This window comes from Streptomyces sp. BK208, from assembly GCF_004364245.1.
GTDB lineage: Bacteria > Actinomycetota > Actinomycetes > Streptomycetales > Streptomycetaceae > Streptomyces.
Genome location: NZ_SOAV01000006.1, coordinates 407715 through 419568, shown reverse-complemented (window position 1 = coordinate 419568; position 11854 = coordinate 407715). Strand labels below are relative to the sequence as shown.

Genomic DNA, 11854 nt, shown 5'->3' with positions numbered 1-11854 from the left:
TCCGGCAGCAGGCGGTCTTCCGGCGCCGGTCGGTGTCAGGCTGCGGGGCGGCCTTGCGGCGGCTGCCCGTCCGAGACCGCGGGCGGTCTTCCGGCAGCAGGCGGTCTTCCGGCGCCGGTCGGTGTCAGGCTGCGGGGCGGCCTTGCGGCGGCTGCCCGTCCGAGACCGCGGGCGGTCTTCCGGCGCCGGTCGGTGTCGGGCCGCAGGCGGTGTTGCCGCGGCAGGCGGTGTGAGCGTGGCTACCGCGTCGGCAGGGAGCCGGTCTCCACGCGGCCGGCCTGCGGGGGCACGGTGGCGCTGCCGAAGGGGAACTCGCGCAGCTTGCGCCAGACCGCGTCGGGCCCCTGCTCGTACAGCGCGAAACCGGTGCAGGGCCACTGGGCCTCGTAGTCGGACAGCTCCTCGTGGGCGCGGTCCATCGCCGCCTCGTCGATGCCGTGCGCGACGGTGACGTGCGGGTGGTACGGGAACTGCAGTTCGCGGGGGACCGGGCCGGACGCGTCGCGCACCCGCTTCTGCAGCCAGGAGCAGGCCGCCGCGCCCTCGACCACCTGGACGAAGACGACGGGCGAGAGCGGACGGAAGGTCCCGGTGCCGGACAGCCGCATCGGGAAGGGCCGGCAGCGCGCCGCCACCTCCGCGAGGTGCGCCTCGACCGAGGGCAGCGCGCTGCCGTCGACCTCGGTCGGCGGCAGCAGGGTGACGTGCGTGGGGATGCCGTGAGCAGCGGCGTCGCCGAAGCCCGCGCGCAGCTGCTGGAGCTGGCTGCCGTGAGGCTCCGGGACCGCGATCGACACGCCGATCGTTACGGTCCCCACTTCGTCTCCTGTCGTTGTGTGTCCTTCGGTCGGACACCCGGATATCGACTGTACGGCCACCGCCGTGCCCTGGGCAGGCGCAACCGGAGTGATGTGCAGCGCTACCGCGTCATGCCGGGGCGCACGGGCGAACGTCCGGCCGTCCGCCCCGGGCGGCGGGGCGGACGGCCGGCGGGGGTCAGTGCTTGGCGGGGAGGAATCCCACCCGGTCGTACGCCCGGGCGAGGGTCTCCGCGGCGACGGCCCTGGCCTTCTCCGCACCCTTGGCGAGGATCGCGTCGAGCGTCTCCGGGTCGTCCAGGTACTGCTGGGTGCGCTCCCGGAAGGGGGTGACGAACTCCACCACGACGTCGGCGAGGTCCGTCTTCAGCGCGCCGTAGCCCTTGCCCTCGTACTTCTGCTCCAGCTCGGCGATCTCGGCGCCGGTGAGGGTGGAGTAGATCGACAGGAGGTTGCTGACGCCGGGCTTGTGCTCGCGGTCGAAGCGGACGACGGTGTCGGTGTCGGTGACCGCGCTCTTCACCTTCTTCGCGGTGGCCTTCGGCTCGTCGAGGAGGTTGATCAGGCCCTTCGGGGTGGCCGCCGACTTGCTCATCTTGGCGGTCGGGTCCTGGAGGTCGTAGATCTTCGCCGTCTCCTTGAGGATGTAGGCGCTCGGGACGGTGAAGGCGTCGCCGTAGGTCTGGTTGAAGCGGTCCGCGAGGTCGCGGGTCAGCTCCAGGTGCTGGCGCTGGTCCTCGCCGACGGGGACCTGGTCGGCCTGGTAGAGCAGGATGTCGGCGACCATCAGCATGGGGTACGTGAACAGGCCCACGGTGGTGCGGTCGTTGCCCTGCTTGGCGGACTTGTCCTTGAACTGCGTCATCCGGGACGCCTCGCCGAAGCCCGTGATGCAGTTCATCAGCCAGCCGAGCTGGGCGTGCTCGGGGACGTGACTCTGCACGAACAGGGTGCAGCGGTCCGGGTCGAGGCCGGCCGCGAGCAGCTGGGCGGCGGCGACGCGCGTGTTCTGGCGCAGCTCCTCCGGGTCCTGCGGGACCGTGATCGCGTGCAGGTCGACGACCATGTAGAACGCGTCGTGGGTGTCCTGCATGTCGACCCACTGGCGGACGGCGCCGAGGTAGTTGCCGAGGTGGAACGAGCCGGAGGTCGGCTGGATACCGGAGAGCACACGGGGACGTTCAGAGGCCATGCCGCCATTCTCTCAGGCTTCGCGGGCCGGTCGGGCACGGGTTCGGGTACAGGGGGCTCCCTTTCGGGCCCAGGGGTGTACCAAGGGCGGGGACCGACGGGAGGGAAACGGGTGGGACGACGGTGGGTGTGTGCGCTGGCGGTGGCCGGGGCGGCGTGCTGGACGGGCACGGCAGGGACCGCGGCGGCAGGGGCCGGGGACGCCGGCGATCCGGACGTGGCGGTGGTCGTGTGGGCGGGCGCCGGGCGCACCGCGTCCTGGCACGCCGGCGAGAGGGACTTCGACCGGCTGCGGAGCCTGCTCGGCCCGGACCGCACGGACACGGAACGGGTCCCGGAGGCCTGGACGGAGGGGCGGCGGCCCCCGGTGCGGTTCACCGTGCTGTGGGGGCTGACCGGGGTCGGGGGGTGGCCGCAGACGCAGCGGGCGCCGGGCGGGGACGTGGCCATGCTGCGCCAGGACCAGCTTTTCCTGGCCGAGGACGGCACCCCGTGGGTGCGCACCGACCCGGCGCCGGACGTGACGGACGACGACATCCGCTGGCACCGCGTACCTCGGGACACCTACGAGCGACTCGCCGACGAAGGCTTCCTCGCGGCGGACGCGACCGGCGCGGAGGAGGACGGCGGCGAGCGGGACGGGCTGTGGTGGGCCGGGGCCGCCGGGTTCGGAGCGGGCGTGGCGGGGACGCTGCTGGTCCGCCGCGCGGCGGGCCGGTACCGTGCCGGACCGCCGCGCGGGGAGCCGCGTCAGGAGCTGATCGACCTCCAGGTGTGTCGTCCGGACCGGTAGGTGTCGTCCGGACCGGGCCGGGTCAGCCCAGGTCGATCTCCGGGTACAGCGGGAAGCCGGCCACCAGGTCGGTCGCGCGGTGGGAGATCTCGTCGGCGACCTTCGCGTCGAGGACGTGGGAGGCCTTGGACGGGGCGCCGGACTTGGTGGTGCCGGGCTCCGTCGTGGTCAGGACGCGGTCGATGAGGCCCGCGACCTCGTCCATCTCCGCCGTGCCGAGGCCGCGCGTGGTCAGCGCCGGGGTGCCGATGCGGATGCCGGAGGTGTACCAGGCGCCGTTCGGGTCGGCGGGGATGGCGTTGCGGTTGGTGACGATGCCGGAATCGAGCAGGGCCGCCTCGGCCTGGCGGCCGGTGAGGCCGTAGGAGGACGCCACGTCGATCAGGTTGAGGTGGTTGTCCGTGCCGCCGGTCACCAGGGTGGCGCCGCGGCGGGTCAGGCCCTCGGCGAGCGCGCGGGCGTTGTCGACGATGCGCCGGGCGTAGTCCTGGAACGCGGGCTGCCGGGCCTCGGCGAGGGCGACGGCCTTGGCGGCCATGACGTGCGGGAGCGGGCCGCCGAGGACCATCGGGCAGCCGCGGTCGACCTGGTCCTTGAGGGAGTCGTCGCACAGCACCATGCCGCCGCGCGGGCCGCGCAGGGACTTGTGCGTGGTCGTCGTCACGATCTGGGCGTGCGGGACCGGGTCGAAGTCGCCGGTGAGCACCTTGCCCGCGACCAGGCCGGCGAAGTGCGCCATGTCGACCATGAGGGTGGCGCCGACCTCGTCGGCGATCTCGCGCATGATCCGGAAGTTCACCAGCCGGGGGTACGCGGAGTAACCCGCGACGATGATCAGCGGCTTGAACTCGCGGGCGGAGGCGCGCAGGGCCTCGTAGTCGATGAGGCCGGTGGCCGGGTCGGTGCCGTAGGAGCGCTGGTCGAACATCTTGCCGGAGATGTTCGGGCGGAAGCCGTGGGTGAGGTGGCCGCCGGCGTCCAGGGACATGCCGAGCATGCGCTGGTTGCCGAAGGCCTGGCGCAGCTCGGCCCAGTCGGCGTCGGTCAGGTCGTTGACCTGGCGGACGCCGGTCTTCTCCAGGAAGGGCACCTCGACGCGGGCGCCGAGGACGGCCCAGAAGGCGACCAGGTTGGCGTCGATGCCGGAGTGCGGCTGGACGTAGGCGTGGCGGGCGCCGAACAGCTCGCGGGCGTGCTCGGCGGCGAGGGACTCGACGGTGTCGACGTTGCGGCACCCGGCGTAGAACCGGCGGCCGATGGTGCCCTCGGCGTACTTGTCGCTGAACCAGTTGCCCATCGCCAGCAGCGTGGCCGGGGAGGCGTAGTTCTCGGAGGCGATCAGCTTGAGCATCTCGCGCTGGTCGGCGACCTCCTGACCGATGGCGTCGGCCACCCGGGGCTCGACGGCGCGGATCACGTCGAGGGCGGCGCGGTAGGCGGTGGACTCGGTCGAGAGGGACTGCTGGTCGGACATGACGGCCTCCGGATGGCGTGGCTCGCGGCGTACACGGTTCACGGTTCGGCCCAGGCGCACGGCACTGTCTGCTCAGGGACCGCTCCCCGATGGTCCATCCCATCCCAGCGCGCCAGTCACGGTCCGCGACCAGCCTACCGGGCGCGCCGGGCGTGAGCCGTCGACGTCCACCGACCGAGAAGGCCGGGAGGGCGCGGGAAAGGAGTCCCGTGCCGGCGACCCCCCTCGATAGGATGCGCTTTCGATCAACCGTCCGCCGTGAACGACGAGTACGGAGCACGCGTCGTACCTGCGCGCCGGGCGGAGGAGCTCGGCGATGGGGGAATCGGGCACATGCGGGTGAGGAACGACGAGAAGAAGGCAGTCGGCGGCGGACGGCTCGGCGCACGGCGCGCCCTGCCGCCCCGGCACACGGTGGCCGCGCTGGCGGGTCTGGTGCTGACGGCGGGGCTGCTGGCCGGATGCAGCTCGTCCGACGGCGACGGCGGAGGGGACGGGGGCGGCAGGAGCGCCGAGGCCCCGGCAAAGGGCGGGGCGGCCCGGAAGGGTCCCGTCTACAAGGGGCCCGCACTGCCGGGGCTCGCCCGGCAGGCCGCCTGGAGCCTCCCGGTCGAGGGCCCCATGAGCATCCCCGTGGTGCTGGACCTCGGCGACACGCTCCTCTTCGCCAAGGACTCGAAGGGCGCCTACGTGTCCGACGAGACACCGGACGTCGAGAGCGGGCCGGCGCACTCGCTGTACAGCTCGGACACGCCCGAGGACCTCGTCCTGGAGTTCAGGGACGTCAAGACCGGTGCGGTCCGCAAGGAGCTGCGGGTGAAGGCCGATTCGGTCACCCTCACCACCTGGCACGAGGGCAAGCCGGCCGTCGCGGTCACGACCTCGGCGAAGACCGGGTCCGACGGTCTGACCAAGGCGAGGACCAGCACGACCGCCACCCTGTACGACAGCGCGGGCGGCCTGCTCGGGAAGGCGGAGCTGCCCGAGCGGGAGGCGGAGGAGGACTCCTCCGACTCGGAGCCGAGCACCGGCCGGAGCTTCATCGCCGAGGGCCATCTGGTCGAGACGAGCGGGGACACCATCCGGCTCACCCCCGTCGACGGCGGCACGGCCCGTACCGTCCCCTGCGAGGGCTTCCAGAGCGGCTGCGGGTTCGTGCCGAGCACCGCGACGGTCCTCGCCGACGGCGGCGACAACCTGTTCGCTCCGTTGGTCACCGACGGCTACTACCCCGGCTTCGACGACACCGGTCTCTCCCCGCGGATCAGCCTCTACGACGTGGCCGACGGGAAGAAGGTCTGGGACAGCGCGAAGGTGACACCGCCCGAGGGTGCCTGGGTCCGGGACGACGGGAAGACCGGTGAGCTGTCCGTGCTGCGGGTCTCCGACGGCAAGGTGCTCACCGCGTGGGACGTGAACCCCTTGGGCCGGACCGGGGTGCTCGCCACGTACGACCTGGCGGGCGGGCCCGAGGCCGTCTCCGTCTTCGAGGGCGGCGAGGACCCGGAGTTCAGCCCCCGGGGCGACCTGGCCGCCGTCTTCACCGACGAGGCGGCGTCGGTGGTACAGGTCGCCGACGGCAAGGCTCTGTGGTCCCAGGGCGAGGGCGAGCACGCCCTGGTGCCGCTGTGGTTCTCCGGTACCGGCAGCGTCCTGTACGGCAGGACCCTGGAGACCGAGACCGTGCTGGCCGTGGACGCCCGCACCAAGAAGGTCCTGGCCAAGGACGTTCCCGACCGTCTCGTGCCCCGCTTCAACGCGTCGACCGGCTACGGCTGGGTCGGCGCGTTCAACGCCGGGCCGGGCGGCGGGGTGAACGGCTTCTTCGTCTTCCCGCCCGCGTCCTGAGCCGCGTCACAGGATCACGTGGGGCAGGAAGCGGGCGTATTCGTCCGTCACCAGGCCGCTCGACTCCCTGATGCCCAGGCCCGCCGACTCGCTCTCCACCACCCAGGCGCCCAGGACGACGCGGTTGCCGTCGAAGTCGGGGAGGGGGGCCAGTTCCTGGTAGCAGCAGGGCTCGGGGCGGGGGGCCGGGTCGGTGCCGGGCTCGTGGATCGTGACGCCGGCGCCTTCGCGGCCCAGCAGGGGCTTGGCGACCCAGCCGGTGGTGGCGGCGAGGTCGCGGGGGCCGTCCAGGTAGGCGGGGAGGAGGTTCGGGTGGCCGGGGTACAGCTCCCAGAGGATCGCCAGCAGGGCCTTGTTGCTGAGCAGCATCTTCCAGGCGGGCTCGATCCACAGGGTGGTGCCGGTGCCGCCGCCGTTGTCGAGGGTGTCCAGGACGTGGCCGGCGAAGCGGTCGGTGGTGAGCCACTCCCAGGGGTAGAGCTTGAAGAGGCTGCGGATGAAGCGCAGCCTGTTGTCGACGAAGCGGCCGGAGAGGCGGTCCCAGCCGATCTCCTCCATGGAGATCCAGTCGGTCCCCAGGCCGGCCTGTTCGGCGGTCTCCTTGAGGTAGGCGACCGTCATCAGGTCCTCGCCGAGCTCGTCGTCCGAGGAGTGCGCGAAGTACAGGGGGTTGCCGGGCGGCAGCAGTGCGGCCTGCTTCCTCCAGGCGTCGACGAGGCGTTCGTGGAGGCTGTTCCACTGGTCGGCGCCGGGGAAGCGGTCCTCCATCCAGAACCACTGCGGGGACGCCGCCTCGACGAGCGAGGTCGGGGTGTCCGCGTTGTACTCCAGCAGCTTGGCGGGGCCGGTGCCGTCGTAGCGCAGGTCGAAGCGGGCGTAGACGGAGGGGAGTTCGGCGCGGCGGTGCCAGGCCTCGGTGACGGCGCTGACGACGCGCGGGTCGGTGATGCCGAGGTCGGCGAAGCGGTCCTCGGCGACGATGTGCCCGGCGGCCGCCAGGCACATCCGGTGGAGTTCCTCGACGACCTCCTCCAGCGCCTCCACCTCGGGCAGGGAGAAGACGTAGTAGGCGCTCTCGTCCCAGTAGGGGCGCAGGGAGTCGTCGGGGTAGCGGGTCAGGGGGTAGATCAGCCCCTGTTCCTCGACGGTCTGCTGCCAGCCGGGGCGGGGTTCGGTGGTGCGGCGTTCCATGGCCGGGTTCAGCCGCCGCCGCTGCCGGAGCCCGAGCAGCCGAAGCCGCCCCGGTCGACGGCCTCGGAGCGGCTGAAGGTCCCGGAGTCGACCCGGCCGTTGCTGACGTCGCCGTCGTAGTACCAGTCGGCGTCGCCCACGGACTTCGAGGCGCCCTTCTTCTTGCCGCCCTTGCCGTAGGAGCTGCCGGACGAGCCCGACTTGCAGTTCTTGTCGGCGACGACCTTGTAGCCGTTCAGGTAGTCGTAGCTGTCGCGGTCCACGCAGCGGCGGTCGGGGTCCGAGCCGCACGCGCTCAGGGCCGCCGCGAGCACTCCCATGCCGCCGAGCACCACGGTGCTCGACCGCAGCCGTCGCCGGGTCTCCGCCATGTCCGTCTCTCCCCGTTGTCCGTGCGGTTGTACGACAGTTGGGCCGGTCGAGTGTACGGCCCTCGTCGCGGACGGACTTTACGGCAGCGCGCGGCACAGGGCGTCCAGTGCCCCCGCCCAGGCGTGGTCGGGCGGGGTGCCGTAGCCGACGACCAGGGCGTCCCGCGGCGGGAGGGCGGCTTCGGGGTGCCGGAACACGGACAGGCCGTGCACCGCGAGCCCGTGCCAGGCGGCGGCACGGATGGTCTGCCGCTCGGTGCCGGGCGGCAGTTCGAGGACGGCGTGGAGTCCGGCGGCGATGCCGCTGACACGGACCCCGGGGGCCCGTTCGGCGAGTGCGGCCACCAGGGCGTCGCGGCGGCGCCGGTAGCGCAGGCGGGCGGAGCGGACGTGGCGGTCGTAGTCGCCGGAGGACAGGAACGCGGCGAGGGTCAGCTGGTCGAGGACGCCGGGGGCGCGGCCCGCCATGGCGTCCATGGCCTCCTCGACGAGCGCGGGCGGCAGGACCATCCAGCCCAGCCGCAGGGCGGGGGCCAGGGACTTGCTGGCGGTGCCCAGGTAGACGACGCGGTCGGGGTCCAGGCCCTGGAGGGCGCCGACGGGCTGGCGGTCGTAGCGGAACTCGCCGTCGTAGTCGTCCTCCAGGACCAGGCCGCCGGTGCGCCGGGCCCACTCGATCAGGGCGGTCCGGCGCTCGGGGAGCAGGGGGAGACCGAGGGGGAACTGGTGCGAGGGGGTCAGCAGGACGGCGTCCGCGGCGGCCCGGCCGCCGGGCGGGAGGGTGCCGCGGTCGTCGAAGGGCAGCGGGGGTGTGGCGCAGCCCGCGTTCTCGAGGAGCCGGCGGTGGTGGGGCAGGCCGTAGGACTCGACGGCGACGGTGTCCCCGCCCCGGCGGCGCAGCAGTTCGGCGAGGACGCCGAGGCCGCCGAGGAAGCCGGCGCACACCACGATCCGGTCGGGGTCGGCGTGCACGCCCCGGGCGCGGGAGAGGTATCCGGCGAGGGCGGTGCGCAGTTCCACGCGGCCGCGGAGGTCGCCGTAGCCGAGGGCCTGGTCGGGGGCGGCGGCCAGGGCGCGGCGGGCGGCCCGGAGCCAGTGGGTCCGGGGGAAGGAGGCCAGTTCGGGCGTGCCCGGGACGAGGTCGTAGGCCGGACGGGTCCGCTCGCGCGGGTGGGGCGCCCGGCGCCGCTCGGGGGTGGCGGGGGTGCGGTCGGCGACCCGGGTGCCGGAGCCCTGGCGGGCGGCGAGCCAGCCCTCGGCGATCAGGTCGGCGTAGACCTCGGCGACCGTGTTGCGGGCCACGCCCAGGTCGGCGGCGAGCGAGCGGGTGGAGGGCAGCCGGGTGCCGGGCGCCAGCCGGCCGCCGCGGACGGCCTCGCGCAGTGCTTCGGTGAGTCCCCGGCGCAGGCCGGGGCCCGACCGGTCCAGGTGCAGGTCGACGCCGAAAGTGGCCCATGATTCCACCATGGGAATGGACCATACCCTTGGGCTGCATCGCTTCTAGGGTCGGTGGCATGACCACGAACACGACGACCGAAGAGAACACGGTCCCCGAGCCCTTCGCCGCCGAGCACGCCCCCCGCCTGGAGTGGGCCAAGCACGCACCCGAGGTCTGGAAGGCGATGCTGCGGCTGGAGAAGGCCACCGCGCAGGGCCTCGACCCGAAGGTGCGGGAGCTGGTGAAGATCCGCGCCTCCCAGCTGAACCACTGCGCCTTCTGCCTGGACATGCACACCAAGGACGCGCTGGCGGCCGGCGAGAGCGTGGAGCGGATCGTGCAGCTCGCGGCCTGGGAGGAGTCGCGGCACTTCTACACGGAGCGGGAGCTGGCGGCGATCGAACTCACCGAGGCCGTCACCGTGCTGACCGACGGTTTCGTGCCGGACGCGGTGTACGAGCGGGCCGCCGCCCACTTCGACGAGGCCGAGCTGGCGCAGCTGATCGCCGCGATCACGGTGATCAACGCCTGGAACCGCTTCGGGGTGGCCTGCCGGCGGACGCCGGGCCACTACACGCCGGGACAGTACGCGTGACGCCACGCACGACTCACCTGGACGCCGGCGTCCGCTCCGCACTGCGGGCGGTGGGCGCCGCCGCCAAACGGGGCCTGGCCGACCCGGGTCTGGCCGAGCTGGTGCAGATCCGGGCCTCGCAGCTCAACCACTGCGCCTTCTGCCTTGACATGCACCTCGGCGTGGCGCGCGAGCAGGGTGAGAGCGAGGGCCGACTGGACCTGCTGGCCGCCTGGGAGGAGGCCGGGGAGGTCTTCGACGCGCGGGAGCGGGCCGCGCTGGCGCTGACCGAGGCGGTGACGGTGGTGACGGAGGGCTTCGTGCCCGACGCGGTGTACGAGGAGGCCGCCCGGCACTTCGACGCCGACGGGCTGGCCCACCTGCTGGCGCTGATCGCGGCGATCAACAGCTGGAACCGGCTGATGGTCGCGCGGCGGATCCCGGCGGGGAGCACGACGTGGTGACGGCGGGGGCCGTGCGGTTCCGCGCGCTGCACCACGGCCGTCTCCCCGAGGAGCCCCTGGTCCTGCCCGGTCCCTGGGACGCGGCGAGCGCCCGGGTGTTCGCGGAGGCCGGGTTCCCGGCGCTCGCGACGCCGAGCGCCGGGGTCGCCGCCTCGCTCGGGTACGCGGACGGGGCGACCCCGGCCGACGAGATGTTCGCGGCGGTCGCGCGGATCGCGCGGGCCGTGGACGTACCCGTGTCGGCGGACGTCGAGGACGGCTACGGGATGGCTCCGAAGGAGCTGGTGGAGCGGCTCCTGGAGGCGGGCGCCGTCGGCTGCAACCTGGAGGACTCCGCGGACGGGGTGCTCAAGGACCCGGCGGAGCACGCCGAGTGGCTGGCCGAGGTGCGCCGGGAGGCGGGCGACCGGCTCTTCCTGAACGCCCGGATCGACACGTTCGTCCGGGGCGTCGACGATCCGGGGGCGGCGATCGAGCGGGCCGCCGCGTACGTCGCCGCGGGCGCCGACTGCGTGTACCCGATCGCCGCCCCCGTCGCCGTACTGCCGTTGCTGCGGGCCGGCATCCAGGGGCCGGTGAACGTGCTCGCCCGCCCCGGCCGGGGCCCCTCGCCCGCCGAACTCGGCGGACTCGGGGCCACCCGGATCACCTTCGGACCGGGTCTCCAGCGGCACACGGAGGGCGCGGTGCGGGAGCTGGCGCAACGGCTCGCGGACCGGCCCAAGGAGTGAGGGTCAGGGCAGCCACTTCTTCCAGACGGACTTGTGGCTGTCCACCCACTTCTTCGCCGCGACCTGGGGCCGCATCTTCTTCTCGGCGATCATGAGAGAGACCTGGTTCTGGTCCTCGGTGGTCCACCTGAAATTCTTCAGGAACCGGGCCGCGTCACCGCCCTTCTTCTCGAAGTCGGCGTTGAGGTACTTCTGCAGCGGCGTGACCGGGTAGGCGCAGTCGACCTTCTCGGGGTCGGCGTCGCAGCCCTCCTCGTACGGCGGCAGCTTCACCTCGGTCATCGGCACCTTCTCCATCAGCCACTGGGGTGTGTACCAGTAGCTGAGGAAGGGCTTCTTCTCCTTGGCGAACTGCTGCATCTGGGTGATCTGGGCGGCCTCGGAGCCGGCGAAGACGACCTGGTAGTCCAGGTCCAGGTTCTTCACCAGGGCCCTGTCGTTGGTGACGTAGGACGGGGAGCCGTCCATGAGCTGGCCCTTGCCGCCGCTCTCCGCGGTGCGCAGCAGGTCGGCGTACTTGTTCAGGTTCTTCCAGTTCGTGACGTCCGGGTGCTTCTCGGCGAAGTACGTCGGGACGAACCAGCCGATGTGCCCGGTGACGCCGAGGTCGCCGCCGGCGGCGATGGTCTTCTTGTCCCGGACGTAGCGCTGTTCCTGCTCGGGGTGGCCCCAGTCCTCCAGGATGGCGTCGACCCGGCCCTGGCTGAGCGCGTCCCAGGCGGGGACCTCGTCGACCTGGACGGTGTCGACGCGGTAGCCCAGCTCGTGCTCCAGCAGGTACTGGGCGACGGCCACGTTGGCCTGGGCGCCGACCCAGGACTGCACGGACAGGGTGACGGTCCTCGCGCCCTGGGCGTTGGCGAACGGGGACGCCTGCTTGGTCATGTCGGCGGCGCCGCAGCCGGTGAGCAGCGTCAGCGCGGCCACGCCCGCGATCGCGGAGGTCGTGCGCAGTCGCATG

At 72.9% G+C, this 11854-nt stretch carries 12 protein-coding genes and 1 riboswitch; of the genes, 5 read left to right on the top strand and 7 right to left on the bottom strand.

The genetic code is table 11. The features are described 5' to 3' along the window. Window positions 1-239: 239 nt before the first annotated feature. Window positions 240-818, bottom strand: a complete 579-nt coding sequence (locus tag EV562_RS17905; protein WP_133887782.1) for a 2'-5' RNA ligase family protein — start codon at window positions 816-818, stop codon at window positions 240-242. Between the two features lie 178 nt (window positions 819-996). Next, on the bottom strand, window positions 997-2010 hold the full coding sequence (gene trpS, locus EV562_RS17900; protein WP_133887781.1) for a tryptophan--tRNA ligase: 1014 nt from the start codon (window positions 2008-2010) through the stop codon (window positions 997-999). 216 nt (window positions 2011-2226) lie between these two features. Here trpS and EV562_RS17895 point away from each other — a divergent pair, with 216 nt between their 5' ends. Continuing rightward, entirely contained in the window at window positions 2227-2802 is a 576-nt protein-coding gene (locus EV562_RS17895) for a hypothetical protein (RefSeq protein ID WP_243860092.1), read from the top strand. Window positions 2803-2824: 22 nt separating this feature from the next. Here EV562_RS17895 and EV562_RS17890 read toward each other — a convergent pair whose 3' ends face one another. Continuing rightward, window positions 2825-4276, bottom strand: a complete 1452-nt coding sequence (locus EV562_RS17890; protein ID WP_133887780.1) for a glycine hydroxymethyltransferase — start codon at window positions 4274-4276, stop codon at window positions 2825-2827. A gap of 41 nt (window positions 4277-4317) precedes the next feature. Next, a riboswitch (ZMP/ZTP riboswitch) is annotated at window positions 4318-4406 on the bottom strand. A gap of 203 nt (window positions 4407-4609) precedes the next feature. Between EV562_RS17890 and EV562_RS17885 the strand changes: the two genes are divergently transcribed. Beyond that, entirely contained in the window at window positions 4610-6124 is a 1515-nt protein-coding gene (locus tag EV562_RS17885) for a hypothetical protein (RefSeq protein ID WP_133887779.1), read from the top strand. Between the two features lie 6 nt (window positions 6125-6130). On the opposite strand, the gene EV562_RS17880 is transcribed toward EV562_RS17885, so the two are convergent. The 3 genes from EV562_RS17880 to EV562_RS17870 all read right to left on the bottom strand — a co-directional run bounded on the left by EV562_RS17880 (window position 6131) and on the right by EV562_RS17870 (window position 9153). Continuing rightward, entirely contained in the window at window positions 6131-7315 is a 1185-nt protein-coding gene (locus EV562_RS17880) for a glutathionylspermidine synthase family protein (protein ID WP_133887778.1), read from the bottom strand. 8 nt (window positions 7316-7323) lie between these two features. Beyond that, window positions 7324-7686, bottom strand: coding sequence for a hypothetical protein (locus tag EV562_RS17875; RefSeq protein ID WP_133887777.1), 363 nt, complete (start codon window positions 7684-7686; stop codon window positions 7324-7326). Between the two features lie 78 nt (window positions 7687-7764). Then, window positions 7765-9153, bottom strand: coding sequence for a PLP-dependent aminotransferase family protein (locus EV562_RS17870; protein WP_133887776.1), 1389 nt, complete (start codon window positions 9151-9153; stop codon window positions 7765-7767). Window positions 9154-9200: 47 nt separating this feature from the next. Between EV562_RS17870 and EV562_RS17865 the strand changes: the two genes are divergently transcribed. Genes EV562_RS17865 through EV562_RS17855 form a run of 3 tightly spaced genes read left to right on the top strand, consistent with a single transcriptional unit; the run spans window position 9201 to window position 10893 of the window. After that, window positions 9201-9719 carry a carboxymuconolactone decarboxylase family protein gene (locus EV562_RS17865; protein ID WP_133887775.1) on the top strand — a complete coding sequence of 173 codons (519 nt, stop codon included), beginning with the start codon at window positions 9201-9203 and terminating at the stop codon, window positions 9717-9719. Then, complete coding sequence (locus EV562_RS17860) at window positions 9716-10162, top strand: carboxymuconolactone decarboxylase family protein (RefSeq protein WP_133887774.1); 447 nt, start codon at window positions 9716-9718, stop codon at window positions 10160-10162. The genes EV562_RS17865 and EV562_RS17860 overlap by 4 nt, the downstream gene beginning before the upstream one ends. Beyond that, a complete protein-coding gene (locus EV562_RS17855; protein ID WP_243860084.1) occupies window positions 10156-10893 on the top strand; it encodes an isocitrate lyase/phosphoenolpyruvate mutase family protein in 738 nt (245 codons plus the stop codon). Before EV562_RS17860 ends, EV562_RS17855 begins: the two co-directional genes overlap by 7 nt. 3 nt (window positions 10894-10896) lie before the next feature. Here EV562_RS17855 and EV562_RS17850 read toward each other — a convergent pair whose 3' ends face one another. Then, the gene (locus EV562_RS17850; RefSeq protein ID WP_133887773.1) at window positions 10897-11853 is read right to left on the bottom strand and encodes an ABC transporter substrate-binding protein; all 957 of its coding nucleotides are present in this window, start codon (window positions 11851-11853) and stop codon (window positions 10897-10899) included. Between the last annotated feature and the right edge of the window lies 1 nt (window position 11854).

What these genes read in the sequence shown, in the direction of transcription:
- EV562_RS17850 (WP_133887773.1), bottom strand. Translation starts at nt 11,853, where the DNA reads ATGCGACTGCGCACGACCTCCGCGATCGCGGGCGTGGCCGCGCTGACG.
- EV562_RS17875 (WP_133887777.1), bottom strand. Translation starts at nt 7,686, where the DNA reads ATGGCGGAGACCCGGCGACGGCTGCGGTCGAGCACCGTGGTGCTCGGC.
- EV562_RS17890 (WP_133887780.1), bottom strand. Translation starts at nt 4,276, where the DNA reads ATGTCCGACCAGCAGTCCCTCTCGACCGAGTCCACCGCCTACCGCGCC.
- EV562_RS17880 (WP_133887778.1), bottom strand. Translation starts at nt 7,315, where the DNA reads ATGGAACGCCGCACCACCGAACCCCGCCCCGGCTGGCAGCAGACCGTC.
- trpS (WP_133887781.1), bottom strand. Translation starts at nt 2,010, where the DNA reads ATGGCCTCTGAACGTCCCCGTGTGCTCTCCGGTATCCAGCCGACCTCC.
- EV562_RS17865 (WP_133887775.1), top strand. Translation starts at nt 9,201, where the DNA reads ATGACCACGAACACGACGACCGAAGAGAACACGGTCCCCGAGCCCTTC.
- EV562_RS17870 (WP_133887776.1), bottom strand. Translation starts at nt 9,153, where the DNA reads ATGGTGGAATCATGGGCCACTTTCGGCGTCGACCTGCACCTGGACCGG.
- EV562_RS17885 (WP_133887779.1), top strand. Translation starts at nt 4,610, where the DNA reads ATGCGGGTGAGGAACGACGAGAAGAAGGCAGTCGGCGGCGGACGGCTC.